The sequence below is a fragment of the Bradyrhizobium sp. genome (assembly GCF_035570375.1).
In the GTDB taxonomy this organism is placed as follows: domain Bacteria; phylum Pseudomonadota; class Alphaproteobacteria; order Rhizobiales; family Xanthobacteraceae; genus Bradyrhizobium.
Genome location: NZ_DATMLW010000124.1, coordinates 19,476 through 35,456, shown reverse-complemented (window position 1 = coordinate 35,456; position 15,981 = coordinate 19,476). Strand labels below are relative to the sequence as shown.

Annotated in this window: 13 protein-coding genes and 1 pseudogene; 8 read left to right on the top strand and 6 right to left on the bottom strand. The window is 59.8% G+C overall.

The window, feature by feature from the left end; all coding sequences use genetic code 11:
- The 4 genes and pseudogenes from VNX23_RS13060 to VNX23_RS13045 form a co-directional block, all read left to right on the top strand.
- Positions 1 to 324: pseudogene (locus VNX23_RS13060) on the top strand (ABC transporter substrate-binding protein); the annotation flags it as partial.
- Positions 308 to 1,906, top strand: a complete 1,599-nt coding sequence (locus tag VNX23_RS13055; RefSeq protein ID WP_325630603.1) for a sensor histidine kinase — start codon at positions 308 to 310, stop codon at positions 1,904 to 1,906. The pseudogene VNX23_RS13060 and the gene VNX23_RS13055, both read left to right, overlap by 17 nt.
- Complete coding sequence (locus VNX23_RS13050) at positions 1,903 to 2,268, top strand: response regulator (RefSeq protein ID WP_325630601.1); 366 nt, start codon at positions 1,903 to 1,905, stop codon at positions 2,266 to 2,268. The genes VNX23_RS13055 and VNX23_RS13050 overlap by 4 nt, the downstream gene beginning before the upstream one ends.
- A gap of 29 nt (positions 2,269 to 2,297) precedes the next feature.
- Positions 2,298 to 3,410, top strand: a complete 1,113-nt coding sequence (locus VNX23_RS13045) for a response regulator (RefSeq protein WP_325630599.1) — start codon at positions 2,298 to 2,300, stop codon at positions 3,408 to 3,410.
- Positions 3,411 to 3,860: 450 nt separating this feature from the next.
- Here VNX23_RS13045 and VNX23_RS13040 read toward each other — a convergent pair whose 3' ends face one another.
- Both VNX23_RS13040 and VNX23_RS13035 read right to left on the bottom strand, forming a co-directional pair.
- A complete protein-coding gene (locus VNX23_RS13040; protein ID WP_325630598.1) occupies positions 3,861 to 6,023 on the bottom strand; it encodes an HAD-IIIC family phosphatase in 2,163 nt (720 codons plus the stop codon).
- A 3-nt stretch (positions 6,024 to 6,026) separates the two neighbouring features.
- Positions 6,027 to 7,253, bottom strand: a complete 1,227-nt coding sequence (locus VNX23_RS13035; RefSeq protein WP_325630596.1) for a 2OG-Fe(II) oxygenase — start codon at positions 7,251 to 7,253, stop codon at positions 6,027 to 6,029.
- Between the two features lie 452 nt (positions 7,254 to 7,705).
- Between VNX23_RS13035 and VNX23_RS13030 the strand changes: the two genes are divergently transcribed.
- From VNX23_RS13030 to VNX23_RS13020, 3 genes are all read left to right on the top strand, one after another.
- Positions 7,706 to 8,197 carry a peptidoglycan-binding domain-containing protein gene (locus tag VNX23_RS13030; protein ID WP_325630594.1) on the top strand — a complete coding sequence of 164 codons (492 nt, stop codon included), beginning with the start codon at positions 7,706 to 7,708 and terminating at the stop codon, positions 8,195 to 8,197.
- Between the two features lie 309 nt (positions 8,198 to 8,506).
- Complete coding sequence (locus VNX23_RS13025; protein WP_325630592.1) at positions 8,507 to 9,538, top strand: YeiH family protein; 1,032 nt, start codon at positions 8,507 to 8,509, stop codon at positions 9,536 to 9,538.
- 7 nt (positions 9,539 to 9,545) lie between these two features.
- Positions 9,546 to 10,433, top strand: a complete 888-nt coding sequence (locus tag VNX23_RS13020; RefSeq protein ID WP_325630590.1) for a LysR family transcriptional regulator — start codon at positions 9,546 to 9,548, stop codon at positions 10,431 to 10,433.
- Positions 10,434 to 10,935: 502 nt separating this feature from the next.
- Here VNX23_RS13020 and VNX23_RS13015 read toward each other — a convergent pair.
- Positions 10,936 to 11,319 (bottom strand): MAPEG family protein, encoded by a 384-nt coding sequence (locus VNX23_RS13015; RefSeq protein ID WP_325630589.1) that lies wholly within the window; start codon positions 11,317 to 11,319, stop codon positions 10,936 to 10,938.
- Between the two features lie 181 nt (positions 11,320 to 11,500).
- Between VNX23_RS13015 and VNX23_RS13010 the strand changes: the two genes are divergently transcribed.
- On the top strand, positions 11,501 to 11,845 hold the full coding sequence (locus VNX23_RS13010; RefSeq protein WP_325630587.1) for a cupin domain-containing protein: 345 nt from the start codon (positions 11,501 to 11,503) through the stop codon (positions 11,843 to 11,845).
- A 226-nt stretch (positions 11,846 to 12,071) separates the two neighbouring features.
- Here VNX23_RS13010 and VNX23_RS13005 read toward each other — a convergent pair whose 3' ends face one another.
- The 3 genes from VNX23_RS13005 to VNX23_RS12995 form a co-directional block, all read right to left on the bottom strand.
- Positions 12,072 to 12,212, bottom strand: a complete 141-nt coding sequence (locus tag VNX23_RS13005) for a hypothetical protein (protein WP_325630585.1) — start codon at positions 12,210 to 12,212, stop codon at positions 12,072 to 12,074.
- A gap of 91 nt (positions 12,213 to 12,303) precedes the next feature.
- A complete protein-coding gene (locus VNX23_RS13000; RefSeq protein ID WP_325630583.1) occupies positions 12,304 to 14,283 on the bottom strand; it encodes an acetyl-CoA carboxylase biotin carboxylase subunit in 1,980 nt (659 codons plus the stop codon).
- On the bottom strand, positions 14,280 to 15,896 hold the full coding sequence (locus VNX23_RS12995) for an acyl-CoA carboxylase subunit beta (RefSeq protein ID WP_325630582.1): 1,617 nt from the start codon (positions 15,894 to 15,896) through the stop codon (positions 14,280 to 14,282). Before VNX23_RS12995 ends, VNX23_RS13000 begins: the two co-directional genes overlap by 4 nt.
- Positions 15,897 to 15,981: the final 85 nt, after the last annotated feature.

Below are 15,981 nucleotides of genomic sequence, written 5' to 3'. Positions count from 1 at the left end.
GAATTCGTCCGGAAAAATCCCGTGGCTACCAAACGTGTGGTTCGCGCCATGCTTCGGGCGACGGATTTGTGTGTGAGCGAACCGGCCCTTGTTGCGCAGCGTATGGTGGATAAGGGGTTCACAAAACGCCGCGACGATGCGGTTCAGACTCTTGCGGACGTGCCGTACAACCGCTGGCGTGACTACGATCCCGAAGACACAATCCGATTTTATGCACTTCGTCTGCGCGAAGCCGGGATGGTGAAATCGAGCCCGACGAAAATCATTGCGGACGGGACTAACTGGCGATTCCTCAACGAGGTCCGACGTGAACTTGGAGGCTGATTCGACGTCGTTTCTCGGTCAGCGCCCGCTCGCTGCCGCAACGTCGCTCGCAACTCGAGACGCTGCGCCGGTGAAGGGCAATCTCATCGGCTTCAAACTGCGCTCTTCGCTGCGCACGAAATTGCTGATGGCCTTCCTCCTCATCGAGGTGCTGTTGGTCTCGGTTGGGGTAATCGGCCTCCTTTCGCTGCGCGAAGCTGACCAACGAGCAAATCAAATCGTAGCCCTACAGCACAAGATCGAGGCATACCGGCAGATGCAGCACGATACGCTTCGACAGCTTTACGGCGTGTCCACAGCTCTCGAGTTTCCGGACGAACCGACATTGGCGATTGCCCTGCGGCAGATCAATCAGTTTGGGTACGACCTTGACCGCGTCTCGTTCGTCGCAAAGGACGAGGTTGCGCTGCTCAACCGGGTGCGCGAAGAATATGCGCGCTTCATTGCGGTGGTCTCGCACATCGTTGATCTCATCCGCAACGGGCGAACGGCTGACGCCAAACGGAGCGAACGTGCAGAACTCGGTCCCCTCGCGGACACGCTCGAGCGGCTGACCAATCAATTGGTCAACCGAGCTGAAGCGGACATGGTTGCCGGCATAGACACAAGCCGGCAAACCTATGCCAAATCCCAGATCCTTGTCGCCGCCGTCGCGCTCGCAAGCCTGGTGCTTACGCTGGTGTTGGGACACGCGATCTACCGATCTGTGATCAATCCGGTCGACATTATCCACCACGGTCTGAATCGATTGGCGGCGGGCGACTTCAGCGAGCGCATCGAGGTCCCCAATCACGACGAACTTGGCGAGCTTGCAGCGCACGTCAATTCGACGTGTGAAGAGCTGCAGCAGCTTTACCGAAGCCTTGAGGAAGCCAGCCGTCACAAGTCGCAGTTCCTCGCAAACATGAGTCATGAATTGCGGACGCCACTCAACGCGATACTCGGCTTCTCGGAGCTGCTGCTAGACGGCATATACGGCGAACCCTCAGAGAAAATGCGGTCAGCCGTCGAACGCATTCAGCGGAACGGCAGACATCTGCTCGGGCTCATCAACGATGTCCTGGATCTCTCCAAGATCGAAGCCGGACAACTTCGACTTTCTTTGGCCGACTATTCTGTAGAGGAACTCGTCAAGGGCGTTTATATTTCCGTTGAATCCCTCGCCGCCGAAAAGAATTTGGGTTTGAGCGTTGCCGTTCCCCCGGGCCTGCCGCCCGCGCACGGCGACGAACGCAGACTCGCTCAGGCGTTGTTTAATCTTGTTGGCAATGCGATCAAGTTCACCGATGCTGGAGAGGTTCGAATCGAGGTGGAGCCGACGGGGAAGTCCTTAAAATTTTCGGTCCAAGACACAGGACCCGGCATCGACGAAACCGATCAAGCGAAGATTTTCCAGGAATTTCAGCAGCTCGATAATTCGATCACCAAGGCGAAGGGAGGCGCGGGACTGGGCCTCGCCATCGTAAAGCGCATCGTAGAAATGCACGGTGGACGCATCTGGATAGACTCTCGCCTTGGCCATGGCGCCACATTTTCTTTTTTGGTGCCAGCCCGGCTTGAACAGCAGGCGATTCAGACATGAGTAAGCGCGTACTGGTGGTCGAAGATCAGGAAGATAACCGGCAGATTCTGCGCGATCTGCTCGCCAACGTAGGTTACGAAATGATCGAGGCGCAGAACGGCGAAGAGGCGCTCATAGCAGCGCGAACTCAGAGCCCCGACCTAATCCTGATGGATATACAACTGCCTATTCTTGATGGATACGAGGCGACGCGGCGCATCAAGGCACAGGCAGATCTCCGTCATATTCCAATCATAGTCGTTACCTCCTACGCACTTAGCGGTGATGAAGAAAAGGCGCGCGCGGCGGGCTGCGACGCCTACGTCGCCAAGCCTTACAGTGCACGAAAACTACTCGAGACGATCAATCAATATTTGACGTAGTTTCCAGCGCGCTTCGACGGGGAGTAGAAATGCGTGACCCGCCCCGAATCCTGATTGTGGACGATAACGAAACGAATCGCTGCATTCTTGTCGCACGCCTTCACGCTGAGGGCTACGAGACGAGAGAGGCTGAGGACGGCGAGAGGGCGCTCGCAGTTGCGCGTGACATTGCGCCGGATGTTATCTTGCTTGACGTCATGATGCCGAAGATCGATGGCTTTGAAGTCTGCCGGCGATTGAAGGACGACTGCTCGCTGGGATTTGTTCCAATCATTATGGTTACGGCGCGAGCTGATTCAAAAGACATCGTCACTGGCCTCAACGCAGGCGCTGACGAATATCTGACAAAGCCGGTCGACCACGCTGCTCTCGTTGCGCGTGTGCGCTCGATGCTCCGAATCAAGGAACTGCATGATCGAGTCGGAGCCCAGGCAGCCGAACTCGCATCCTGGAATAGGATGCTCGAGCAACGCGTTGCCGAGCAAGTCGTTCAAATTGAAAGGGTCAGCCGCCTGAAACGTTTCCTTTCACCACAAATCGCAGAACTCGTCCTTTCCTCTTCGTCACACGATGCCTTGGCGAGCCATCGCAGTCAGGTGACGATAGCCTTCTGTGATCTGCGGGGATTTACTGCCTTTTCGGAGATCGCCGAGCCCGAGGAGGTGATGACGGTGATGCGAGAGTATCACGCAACCCTGGGCTCTCTTGTCCATGAGTTTGAAGGCACGTTAGAGAGATTCGTGGGCGACGGAATTATGGTGATTTTCGGAGATCCGATTCCTTGTCCCGATCCGTGCGCGCGAGCTGTCCAGATGGCGGTCGCGATGCGAGGTCGTCTATCGGAATTATCAAGTAAATGGCGCCGGGAAAGCTACGAACTTGGTTTTGGTATGGGCATCGCACACGGATATGCGACCCTCGGCGCGATCGGTTTCGAAGGCCGTTCTGAATACAGCGCTATGGGGACCGTGGTCAATCTCGCTGCCCGTCTTTGTGCGGAGGCGCGCGACGGCCAGATTTTGGTCGACAGCAAGGTGCGCGCGGCGCTCGACGGCAGGGCAACGGCGGAAGCCATGGGTGAGCTAACGCTCAAGGGTTTGCACCGTCCGGTAGCGGCGTACAACGTGCTTGAGATGACCTGAGAGAGATTTCGATCGACAATTCGCGCTGCGACCAGCCAGAAAAGTCGCCTGCTGTTCAACCGATCAGAGTCGAGCCCGCGATCAGCTTGAGTGGCGCGAAGACCCCTGGCCCTACAGCTCAGGTCGCCGCGGCCGCTAGTGCTCCGATTCCGAAGTTCGCTAGCTATCGCGGCGACCTCTGATGCGAACCTCGGAATCAAAGGAGCACTAGCAAATATATGATTCTAGTGCGGTTTTGAATTTGAAGTTCCTATGAAGAGGTTGCTGAGAAGACTGATAGGAACTTCAAATTCACCGCACTAGTGCTCCGATTCCGAAGTTCGCTAGCTATCGCGGCGACCTCTGATGCGAACTTCGGAATCAAAAGAGCACTAGCAAATATATGATTCCAGTGCGGTTTTGAATTTGAAGTTCCTATGAAGAGGTTACTGAGAAAACTGATAGGAAAACTCACCGCACTAGCTCAGGAGCAGCCGGCGCGCGTTGCCAGCGCCAGAGATGATCGCCCTCGGCAACGAATCCGTTGTCGCGATAGATATTTCGCACCGGAAGGTTTCGCCCGGTCGGAACGATGGTTGCGGTCAAATGATCGCTGCCTGCGGATTCAAGCACATGCTGGACGAACCGGTGCTCGATGCCGAGCCCGAGCACGCGGCAACTCATGACGAGCCCGATGATGGCGCCACTCTCGATCACGGCCGCGCCAACCAAACCGTGATCGGCAAAGCGGTCGGAGACATGAAGGGCAAAAATCCTCACATTGGCAGCCGCTGCAAGCTCACGCAATTGCAAAGCCGTAAACACGCGCCCCGTCGCGTTGAATTGCGTCGTGCGACGGAACAGTTCATCGATGCGATCGAAATTGGCCTCGGCCGCCAGGCGCTCGATGCGGATTTTGATCTGCAGGGATGCAAGATAGCTCTCCTCGTCGGCGGCTTCGGCCTGCAATCGCGCCCGCCCGAGCCTGGCCTTCATGAGCTCGGTCCGCCTCGACGATTCGTTGGTGACGCGGGCGACCTGCAGCCGGGGGTCGTCCAGCAAAGCGCGGCGCAAGGTTAGAAGATCCTCTCCCCACACCTCGACCTCGGGCAACCGCTGCCGCACGCGCTCGCGCTCGATCGGGCTGTCGTCGACGAACAAAAATGCCTCGGGCGCAAAGCCGAGTTCATCGGCGATCGAACGGATGTTGTCGACCTTGTCGTTCCAGTTGATGCGATGGGTCACGAAATCGTCGAGCGTAAGGAGGCGCTCGCGCGGATAGCTGTCCGGATATTTCCAGAGCGCACGCACCACGGCTTCGTCGTTCTTGCTGACGCAGGCAAGCACGATGCCGCGCTTCTTCAGACACTTGAGCGCCTCGTGCAGCCCGAAATAGAGGCCGACGAAGGAAAAGACACCGCTGATCGATGGCTCCCAGGCAAAAGGTGCGCCGGTCTCGGCCAGCACGCCCGGCCACAAGGTGTTGTCGAGATCGACGATCACGCATTTTTTGCGGCTCAGGCCCAGCACCGCGACCAGCGTATCCATGTGCGTCCTGGCGACGACGGCTTCGCGACGATAGGGATTGCCGCCGACAAACTCGACCAGGCTTTTCATTTCCGGCATCAGATCGTGGACGGCGGCCTTCTCTCGTTCCGGACGCTGCAGCATCCAGCCGGGCGAGCCCATATGGGTGAACCCCACCTGCCAGTCGTCGAGCAGCGGAATGCTGCCCGCCCCTGCAAGGGAAGCCGCAATATCGACCACGTAGACGTCGGGAATAAGCTCGGCGAGTTCGGCGAGTGCTACGTTCGCCGCTCGGAAGCGGTTGCGATGTCCGCTGCGCCCGCGCTCGGCGATGCCGAGTGGCTGTACGGTCGGTTCGGGCAGATTGTCGATCAGAATCGGCGCCGAGGTCTTTTCCCGCAGCCGCAACAAATTGTTCTTGGCCTGCGCGATATAGATTTCGTGCGGTTCTCCGCCGGCCTGCTCGGGCATGGTGATGAAGTGGCGCGCGTGCAACGCGCCGATCAGAATTGCGTCGTGCCGGTGTTCGGCGGCAAAGGCAAAGTCATCGGGCGCGGTTGCCGCGACGCGGAGATCGTAGCCGCGCTGCTCCGCCTCCCGGCGCAGGAAGTCGGCTTCCATATGGATGTCGCAGTCCCCGAGCAGGATGAGGTCGAGCCGCGGCTTTTCGCGCCCGATGTCAGCGACCGCCTGCGAGGCCGTCACGGCCCAGTAGTCGCTGGTGCCCTCCTTCAACTCGCGGCGATAGCGATCGAGCAGCTCTTCCGGGTCGCGCCCGAGTGTAGGGCCAAGCTTTCGGGCAATGTCGGCGAGTTCCTCCTCGGCGCTCTTGTCGGTCAACAGCCCTCGTTCATGCAGCGCACTGATGGTCCCGGCAATGATGTGATCCTCATAGGGAAGCAGCTTCCTCACTTCGGCGAGGTCTTGCGGAAATTCGCGCCAATCCGAAAAATACTGCATCAGCCGGCCGAGTTCGTCGTCGACCTTCAACTTGAGCTGGCCGATGGCGTGAACGAGCAGAACGTTGTTCGGTGCCACATCGATCTGATGCACGAAGCTGGATTTGCGCAGGCGCATGTTCTTGCGATGCCTGTTTGCGACGCTCAAGGACTACGCCGGAGCCAATTGCGGCTCGGCCTGCTCGGGGAACAGCCGGTCCTGATCGCCAAGATACTGCTGCTCGCCGTCGTGCAGCTTCGCATTGTTGGTCTTGCGCTCCCTTGCATCGTCTTCTCCGTAGAGAAATGCCAGGAACGCGAAGCGCCGGCCGCGTGTCACGGGGAGGACCTGGTGCAGGGCCCCGCAGGAGAACACGATCGCACCGCCGACGGGCGGCCGGTAGGTCCGCCGTCCGAATTCCGGAAAGATGAGGTCGCCGCCCTCGAAATCATTGTTGAGGTTGATCGACAGCGCAAAGCGCCGATGACGCGCACCCGCATTGACGTTGTCGCGGTGGCGATGGAAGTGACCGCCGACATCGGCGTCGTAACAGGCGACGATGTAGCGGTCCATGCGCGTGGCCTTGAACTGGAAATGACGTTCGATCTCCGGAACGAGCCGGCGCACGACGTGATCGCGGACCAGCGTGCGGACCTCGGGGATGACGACGCCGACGTCGCTGCGCCGCTTCAGTCTGAAGTCGACCTGGGTCCTGGTCTTGCCGTCGACGTCGATCTGAAAACCGGACTCGGCACTGCCCATGTCCTGATAGAACTGCATCAGAAAATCGCAGAGCTCGAACGAGAAGATGCGCGGCACGATCAGGGCGGGAGCGAAAAGCGGAACGCCGGCGGAGTCGTCCACGCCTGGAAGGCCGCGCAGGACGCTGGCGACGGTTGGCGCGTGTCCTTGCGGAAAATCCCAACCGATGTCTGCAACCGTGCGCAGCATCGGATCGAGCACGATGGTGCGCGGGGCGTCCGCGGCGACGCCGAACGAACGGCTGATCGCCCCGTCATAGTCGGCGAGGAAGAACAGGGCATTGCTGCTGATCGCAGCAAGCCGTGCCACATCGGGTGGTGGCTCGCTCAAAACGAAGCAGGCGACGAGGTGATCTTCGCGGAAGACTTGCGCATTTTCGAGCAGCTTTGCCAGCTCCTCGCCGGCTCTGGGATTTCTGGGCGAGCCGAGAAAGCTGAGCATCACCCAGCGTCCGGCGCTGACGTGCAGATCGAAGCCGCCGCCGGTTACGAGCGGCGAATTGAACCACGGCACCGGATCGCCCAGCGCGATCGCCCTGTTGCCTGCTGTCTTGTCCATCATCATGTGAGTTTGCGCCGCCCTTGATCTGCGCGAGATCGCGCCCGCGTCGAAGGTACGAACGTGTCGGTAAACCATTGGTTAACCAAGGCGTTCTGTCGCGGGTCAAATTTCGTTCATTTTAACGGAATCTTTAAGGACTTGGTCGGCGCGGGCGCGCAGCGCGAACGGAACGGGATTTTGCCGCCGGAGGCAGCGCGCCAGGTATCCTGACCGCACGAGGTCACACGTGGAAGGCCGTTCCTGTGGCACGTGTCCTCGCTCGCTCCCTCGTCTGGGTGGAAGAAGGTAGTCAGAAAGGCAAACGCCAAGGCAGTTGGCCGAGGCCCGAGCGCCGCTGAATCCGTCGCCTGCGGATGGATTTGGTATCTGTGGCCGGGCGTGCACTGCGGCGTAACATAACAATCGAAGCTGTGGAACAAATGTGACGGAAAACAGTTGGCTTGCGATCGGAAGGTTTGAAGTTCGGGACGGTACGGTGTACCTCTAAAAACCGAATCGTCGGTAGACTTCAGCGTCAGGCAAGGGCCATGCGCGCCTTGATCCTCACATTGTCGGTCCTGGGAATCGTCGGCGGCGCGTATTCTGCCGAGGCGGGTCTGAACACCACCCCGCGCGAGACGCCGACGTCCGTCGACTCGGCGACCATCGCCGACGTGACCAACCGGCGAACTGAAGATCGGATCGGTCTGAGCAAGACGAAACGTCGCGACGTGCAACGCCGTCTGACCAGACTCGGGTTCGATACCAGGATCAACGGAAAGTTCGACGACTCGACCCGCGACGCCATCGGGCGCTGGCAGGAGGAACACGCCTATCCTAAGACGGGCTTCCTCAACCCCGCCCAGCACGAGGCGCTGCTGAGCGAAGGCGCGACGGAGAGCGGCAAATCCGACCATTCAGATCGCCGTCGTGCCGGGCGCCGTGCTCACTATTCGCGTGGTGTCGGCGGTCCAATCGGCGCGGTCGGCGGCGCCGTGCACCACGTAGTTGGCGGCGTGGTAGGACTATTCCGCAGGTGACTCGTCCAGCCTCACGGTAGTTAGAAAATCCTCAGCATCGTGTTGGGCGCTACAGAACCCCACCAAACAGAAATCTTGATTTGAGCACGGCGGCAGCTGGCGGCGCAGATCGTCACCCCGCGGCGGCGAAACCACGACGCGCTCGTAGCCGACGCTCCATCGACCCGCACCGCAAAATTCAGACGCCACTCAAAATGAGCAAGGCAGCGGTAGATTTGATCGCAATTACCGATTAGAATGATATAAACAATCGGTTAGATCAATTTGTCGCGAGAGGTCATATTCGAAGCGAGCCACAGGAGCCCTTCGATGACGATCGCCTCAGATAACTACAATTCGTCTCCCGCGCGGCGTCTGCCATCCGCCGTCGCCATTTTGCCCGGGGTAGCGCTCGCCGGCGCGATAGCCGTCGCCGCTTTCCTGATGCGACAAATTCACGGGCTCGGCGCTTTCAGCCCGATGATCCTGGCGATCATGCTCGGGATGGCATTTCGCAATGTCATCGGAACTCCGCCGGCGGTGCAACCGGGCATCGCCTTCAGCATGAGGCGCCTGCTCCGCGCTGCCATCATACTCCTCGGATTTCAGATCACGTTCACCCAGATCGCCTCGGTGGGCCCGAAGGGATTACTGATTACGGCGATCGCTTTGGTCGCCACCTTTGCATTCACCGTCCGGGCCGGGCGGGTGTTGGGCGTCGAAAGGAAGCTCACCGAACTGATCGCGGCAGGCACATCGATCTGCGGGGCCTCTGCCATCGTCGCAACCAATACAGTAACAGACGCGCACGACGAGGATGTCGCCTACGCCATCGCGTGCGTCACGATATTCGGCTCAATCGCGATGTTTGCCTATCCTCTGTTGCCCCGCCTGCTGCACCTTAATTCCCAAACTTACGGCCTCTGGAGCGGAGCGTCGATCCATGAAATCGCCCAGGTTATGGCTGCGTCCTTCCAGAACGGTCAACGCGCCGGCGAAATCGGCACGATGGTCAAACTGGCTCGCGTCATGCTGCTCGCGCCGGTGGTGTTCGCCCTGAACATGAAATCGCGGTCAGCGAGCAGCGTTTTGGCCAAAACCGCCGGACCTCCCGTCCCGTGGTTTGTTATCGGCTTTATCGCCATCGCCGGTTTGAACAGCATCATCGATATTCCCATTGAAGCCCGGAAGATGATTGTCACCCTTACCGCTTTTCTGCTCTCCATCGCGCTTGCCGCCATGGGCCTGGAGACCGATATCGCCAAGCTCTGCGCAAAAGGAATCCGGCCGGCCATACTGGGTGCCCTTGCCTTCCTTTTCATCGCGACTTTCAGTCTTACATTGATCAAACTCACGGGGTAGCAAGATCATGACGCTCGAACAGCTCCGGATATTTGTAGCGGTCGCAGAGAAACAGCACGTCACTCAGGCCGCCCGCGAGCTGAACCTGACCCAATCGGCCACCAGCGCAGCCATTGCTTCGCTGGAAGAACGTTACGACATCAAACTGTTTGACCGCATTGGTCGCGGCATCGTGCTGACGCACACCGGCCGCACCTTTCTTTCAGAAGCGCGCGCCGTGCTGGCACGTGCGCGCAGCGCGGAGCAGACACTGCGCGATATCACGGCGCTCAAGGGCGGAAAGGTTGTAGTTGCAGCCAGCCAGACTGTCGCCAATTACTGGCTGCCACCACGGTTGCAGGCCTTTCAGGCTGCCCATCCCGGCATAGACGTCACTGTCAGAATAGCCAATACGGAACGAGTTGCGAACGACGTGCGGGAAGGCCTGGCCGATATCGGCTTCATCGAAGGCGACATCGATGATGCAGCGCTATCCGCCCGACGGATCGATGGCGATGCCCTGGTGGTGGTGATCGGGCCGCGCCACCCTTTCGCGAAACACAGAAAGTTGCCCGCCGATTGGTTGACCCAGACGCCATGGATACTCCGCGAGCCGGGCTCCGGCACTCGCGACATGTTTGAACGGGCATTGAAAAAACGCGGGCTGCGCTTGTCCGATCTGGCAGTTCAGCTTGAACTCGCTTCGAACGAAGCTATACGGACTGCCGTCGAGTCGGGTCTTTGCGCAACGGCGCTCTCGGATCTCGTGGTCGAGAAATCACTGAAGGCCAACACGCTGGTTCAAATCGATACTGAGCTCGCGAAGCGGTCCTTTTACGTGCTGCGCCACAAGGAGCGGCATATCAGCAAAGCCGAAACCGCCCTGTTGGCAGTCGCGACCGCCAAACCAGGCTAGGTCCAAGTTGCAGGCGACCCGACTGCTCCCGCCTGATCAAGACATCAAGATGTACGGATCCCATAGAAAAAACAAATCGAAATTGTTCGCCGCAACATCGAACGACAGACAAGTCGCCGGAAAGGCGCGCATTCCCTTAAGTCAGTCTTCATAGCACCAGATTCTGTCACAGGATTTGGTGCCAACCGCCTTGGGCACTGAGCCATAGGCGTCACGAAACTGCTGAGTTACGGGTGCAGGCGCGCGCGCTGCCTTCGGGGCGCGACGCGGGGCTGCAGTTGCCATTTGAATCGTCAAGGTGGCAATGACTGCGACGAGAATGCTCAAAACTATCCAACGCATTTTTAGTCTCCATTGGGCCGCTCTATTGAAGGCCCACTGTTTCTTGTTGCAAGCCAGCTGAGTTCTCCTCCGAGCATCTGCGTGCGCCGTGCCATGTCCACAAGGTGTACGCCTTCGCGATCAGTCAAATTGTCGCATCGAGCGCGTCGCCCTTGTCAGTTCAGACCGTCAAACCGATCGCCAGAGCCAAACCGCAGAGATAGGTCAGCAGCGCGCCGAGAAACCGGGCGGGGTTCGGCTTCTCCAGCGACTTGCCCCACAACAGCCCCGCGACCAGCAGATATCTCGCGCCAGTTGCGATTGCGATCGTGACCTCGATCCAATTTGGTGCCGGTCGCGCGGCGAACCAGAGGAACAGCAGGCCAAGAAAGGGCACATATTCAGCCGTGTTGCCGTGGGCGCGGACCGCCCGGTGGAGCGGGTGTACCGGGTTTGGGTTGTGCCCGATATTCTGTCCAAGGCGAAACCTCAGGATCGAAACGTAGAGTCCAAGGCCGAACAACAATACACCGAGCAAGGCGGTGCAGATAACGGCAATGTTCACGGGTCCCTCCCTTCAACGATGCCTTGATCACGACGGCATTGCCTGGCACGGCATTCCAACTCGACCCAGGCCGGCCAATCAATGGAGTGCATGCCGTCGCACTATTCGCATCTTTCCGGTGCGCGTTGTAATACACAAGAAATGGACTGCCGGCCCGCCACAATCATTCGAGGAGGCTGAAATGAATCAAGGCCAATCAATTCGCGATGCTAGTCATCTTTATGAAGTTGAACGCCGCGTTCAGCACGCCGCGCGCCCGGGCTTTCGTATTATGGAGTTGCAACTCTCGCCGACGCAAAAGGTGCCTTGGCACAGCCACAGCAACATCTCCGACACCTTTTACGTTCTGGATGGACAGCTGAGGCTCTTCCTGCAAGATCCGAAGGAAGAGGTAAATCTCGGATCTGGCGAAGTCTATGTAGTTCGGGCAGCGCGACCGCATCTGGTGACCAATGCCGGGACCAGGTCGCTGACGTTCCTGGTTCTGCAGGGCGTCGGCGAATACGATTACGTTCCGCTGACCTGATACCAGGAAGTCGCGACCTGCCTGCTGCCGGGAAAAGCGCGTCAAAGACGGCAATTTCCAGTTGGGGCAGAAAGCCGGGTAGAGAAAGTCGCAAAAATGGCCGCAACGGCCTCGCTGCTCGTAGCCCCCGACATCCAATCGAGCCGGCTGCCCGTTCGATCGTTCGGCACGAGGTTTCGCCGCCGAAGGATCCTCCGAAGCCGCGCGGACAACGAACCGTTATCTTCTATTTCTTTTTGTCAGAGCCTTGGTTGGGCTGCCAACTCGCCGTTGCACCCTTTTGGCCCGGTGCCGCCGCGATGGTCTTGATCTTTTCCTTTTTTGGTTTCTTCTTCTCTCGATTGCTCCTTTGCACACCTCTGGCCATGACGTTCTCCTCGAGTTGATGTGGCAGGCAATCAGGATTGAGGTAGTTTATCATTGCGCCAGTGATTGCGCATCCTGCTCCAAAGAGAAAATTACGCGAACGAGGCTTCGATCTCGACCATAATCCTTCCGGTCATCACCTGATCACCTTCTATAACTTGGACCACTGAAATCGTGCCTGAAATCGGTGCAGAATGAACGTGTTCCATTTTCATGGCCTCCAGCGTAATGACTGGCTGACCTGCCGCAATGGGTTCTCCCTCCTTGACCAGAACCGCAACGACGCGGCCGTTCATCGCGGCACGGATCCTGCCGTCGCTGCTGCTTGCCCCCACCGCAGCCGGCGCTGACATTGTGACATCGCGGACCGAAACCGTGATGCCCTGGCGCAAAATATAAAGGCGATCACCTTCGCGGAAGAACCTTGCCGATCCGCTGAGGCCGTCGCTGCGGAAACGAATGGCTTCGCGGCCGAGTTCATCGATCTCGAACCTGTACTCCGTCCCATCGAGACGCGCCGCATAACCGCCGTCGCGTTCCACCATGATCTCGATATCGTAAAGGGCATCATCAAGTTCAACTCGGGCGGGACGAGGAAACGTGGCCGCCAGCGACCGTCCGCTCTGCCATGGCGGCGCGAAAGGATCGGTGGCGTAGAGTAGTAGTGCCGCGAAGGCTGCATCCGAACGCGCGGCCTTGCGCGGGGCAAGCAGATCACCGCGGTTTTGTCCGATGAAAGCGGTGGTCGCCCTACCGGCGGCAAATTCCGCGTGCCGCAGGCAGGCGGATAGAAATGCCTGATTGGTCGTCACGCCGAACGCGGCGGTTTGTTCGATGCCGTGAACAAGCCGGCGCCGCGCCTCATCGCGGGTGGCGCCGTGGCTGATGAGTTTGGCGATCATCGAATCATAGAACGGCGGAATCTCCGAACCGGATCGCAGCGCGTGCTCGACGCGAAGTCCGTCCGGCATCTGCCACACCGCCATCCGGCCGGACTGCGGCATGAAGTCATGGGCCGCATCCTCCGAGCACAGCCGCACCTCGATGGCGTGGCCGAAGAATTGGATATTCTCCTGTCGAAGCCCGAGCGGCTCGCCGCTGGCGACGCGCAACTGCAGTTCGACAAGGTCGAGACCGGTAATCGCTTCGGTGACGGGATGCTCGACCTGCAGGCGCGTATTCATTTCCATGAAATGGAATTCACCTTTTTGGTCGAGCAGGAATTCCAGGGTGCCGGCGCCCTGATAGCCAATCGATTTGATCGCGTTTACCGCAACAGTACCCATGCGTGCCCGCAATTCCGGGGTGATCTTCGGCGACGGCGCTTCTTCAATCAGCTTCTGGTGCCGTCGCTGCACCGAGCAGTCGCGTTCGCCGAAATGGATGGCATTGCCAAAGGCGTCGCCGAATACCTGAATTTCGATATGACGGGGATCGATGATCGCGCGCTCCAGGATCACCGTGGCGCTGCCGAACGCGCTTTGCGCCTCGGAGCGCGCGCTGCGCAAAGCATCAAGGAAAGCTGTTGCATCCGCGACGAGCCGCATGCCGCGCCCGCCACCGCCGGCAACGGCCTTGATCATGACGGGGAAGCCGATCCTTTGGGCCTCGGCCAGCATCACGGTTTCGCTCTGGTCCACGCCCTGATAACCGGGCACGCAGGGCACACCGGCGGCCTGCATGATCTCCTTGGCGCCGGCCTTGTTGCCCATCGCCTTGATGGCCTCCGGCGACGGCCCGATGAACACCAAACCTGCATCGTGGCAGGCTTGCGCAAAATCCTCGTTCTCGGCGAGAAAGCCATAGCCCGGATGAACCGCATCCGCGCCGCTAGATTTGGCAGCGGCGATGATCGCGCCAATATTGAGGTAGGATTGCGCCGGTAGCGCCTCGCCGATCCGGACGGCTTCATCCGCCTCGCGCACATGCAACGCATCTCGATCGGCATCGGAATAGACCGCGACCACTCCATAGCCGAGCCGGCGCGCGGTGCGCATGATCCGCAGCGCGATCTCGCCACGGTTTGCTATCAGGATCTTGCGGAACGTCGTAAGGCGCATCGGTCTGTTCATGGCCGCGCGACCGAAAACTGCATGCGTTGCGGGATGCGCGCCTCGGCCTCGCGGCAGATCGCCAGCACCTCGCGCAATATCGCCCTTGTGTCGCGCGGATCGATCACGCCATCGTCGAGCACGCGGGCGCTGGTCGAAAACACGTCCATCTGGCCATCGAACACGCCGATGATCTGCGCCTTCATCGCATCGAGTTTTTCCTTTTCGATCGGCTTGCCGCGCCGGATCGCAGCCGCCTCGGTCACGATTGCCATGGTTTCGGCGGCCTGTTCGCCGCCCATCACCGCGGTCTTGGCGTTGGGCCATGAAAAACAGAAGCGCGGATGAAAGCCGCGTCCACACATGCCGTAATTGCCGGCGCCGAAGGACGCGCCGCAATAGATCGTTATCTGCGGCACGGTGGCCGAGGTCACGGCCTGGATCATCTTCGAGCCGTGCTTGATCATCCCGGCCTCTTCATAGGCCTTGCCGACCATATAGCCGGTGGTGTTGTTCAGATACAGCAGCGGCGTGCGCGACTGGCAGCAGGCCTGAATGAAATGCGTCGCCTTGTTGGTACCATCGGGATCGAGCGGGCCGTTATTGGTGATGATCCCGATCGCCTGCCCTTCAACGCGGGCATGGCCGCACACCGTGGCAGGGCCATAATTGGCGGCGAACTCGGTGAAATCAGAATCGTCAATGATTCGCGCGATCACCTGGCGCATGTCTACAGGGCGCTTGTGGTCCATCGGCATGATGCCGAGCAACTCCTCCGGGTCATGGCGCGGCGGACGATGCGAGGCTTCGCCCCAGACCGGTCGGTCCCACTCCAGATTGGCCATGATCTCGCGCGCGATGCGCAGCGCATCACGATCGTCCTCGGCGAGATAGTCGCCAAGCCCGGAAATCCTGGTGTGCATCTCGGCGCCGCCGAGTTCCTCTTCGGTGGCGATTTCCCCGGTCGCGGCCTTCAACAGCGGCGGCCCGGCGAGAAACGCCCGCGTCCTGCCGCGCACCATCACGATGTAATCCGACAGCCCGGTCTGGTAGGCGCCACCGGCCGTGGACGAGCCATGCGTCACCGTGACCACCGGCAAGCCTGCCGCCGACAGTCGCGCCAGATTGCGAAAGATGTTGCCACCCCTGACAAAATCCTCGACGCGGTAGCGCAGAAGATTGGCGCCGGCGCTTTCGACCAGCTGGACGTAAGGCAGCTTGTTCTCCAGCGCCAGTTCCTGCACCCGCAGCGTCTTGTCGAGGCCGTAAGGCTGCAGCGCGCCGGCATCAATGCCGGCGTCGTTGGCGCTGACCATGCAGCGGATGCCGGCAACGAACCCGATGCCGGCGATCACCCCGCCGCCGGGAACGCTCCTTTCGGGATCGGGCACATCGAACCGGTAACCTGCGAGCGTGGAAAGCTCGATGAAGGGCGCGCCGGGATCGAGCACAAGCGCCACGCGCTCGCGCGGCAGCAATTGCCCGCGCTTGTGAAAGCGGTCCTTTGCGGCGGCGGAAGCCGCGCGCGTTCGCTCTTCGAGCGCACGCATCCGCGAGATCAGCGCCAACATGCCGGCGCGATTGGCCTTGTAGGCGTCGCTGCCGGGCGCGATCGTTGATTCTATAACGGCCATTTCCGAACACACTTTTCGCTGCTGCCTGGCCCCTTTCGCGAAGCGTTCAGCAAAGCTCGTTTCACTCCGTCATTTTTCGGGTTCG

Coding starts and splice junctions, on each gene's coding strand:
- VNX23_RS13010 (WP_325630587.1), top strand. CDS start 11,501: ATGAATCAAGGCCAATCAATTCGCGATGCTAGTCATCTTTATGAAGTT.
- VNX23_RS13025 (WP_325630592.1), top strand. CDS start 8,507: ATGACGATCGCCTCAGATAACTACAATTCGTCTCCCGCGCGGCGTCTG.
- VNX23_RS13045 (WP_325630599.1), top strand. CDS start 2,298: ATGCGTGACCCGCCCCGAATCCTGATTGTGGACGATAACGAAACGAAT.
- VNX23_RS12995 (WP_325630582.1), bottom strand. CDS start 15,896: ATGGCCGTTATAGAATCAACGATCGCGCCCGGCAGCGACGCCTACAAG.
- VNX23_RS13050 (WP_325630601.1), top strand. CDS start 1,903: ATGAGTAAGCGCGTACTGGTGGTCGAAGATCAGGAAGATAACCGGCAG.
- VNX23_RS13005 (WP_325630585.1), bottom strand. CDS start 12,212: ATGGCCAGAGGTGTGCAAAGGAGCAATCGAGAGAAGAAGAAACCAAAA.
- VNX23_RS13000 (WP_325630583.1), bottom strand. CDS start 14,283: ATGAACAGACCGATGCGCCTTACGACGTTCCGCAAGATCCTGATAGCA.
- VNX23_RS13035 (WP_325630596.1), bottom strand. CDS start 7,253: ATGGTTTACCGACACGTTCGTACCTTCGACGCGGGCGCGATCTCGCGC.
- VNX23_RS13030 (WP_325630594.1), top strand. CDS start 7,706: ATGCGCGCCTTGATCCTCACATTGTCGGTCCTGGGAATCGTCGGCGGC.
- VNX23_RS13020 (WP_325630590.1), top strand. CDS start 9,546: ATGACGCTCGAACAGCTCCGGATATTTGTAGCGGTCGCAGAGAAACAG.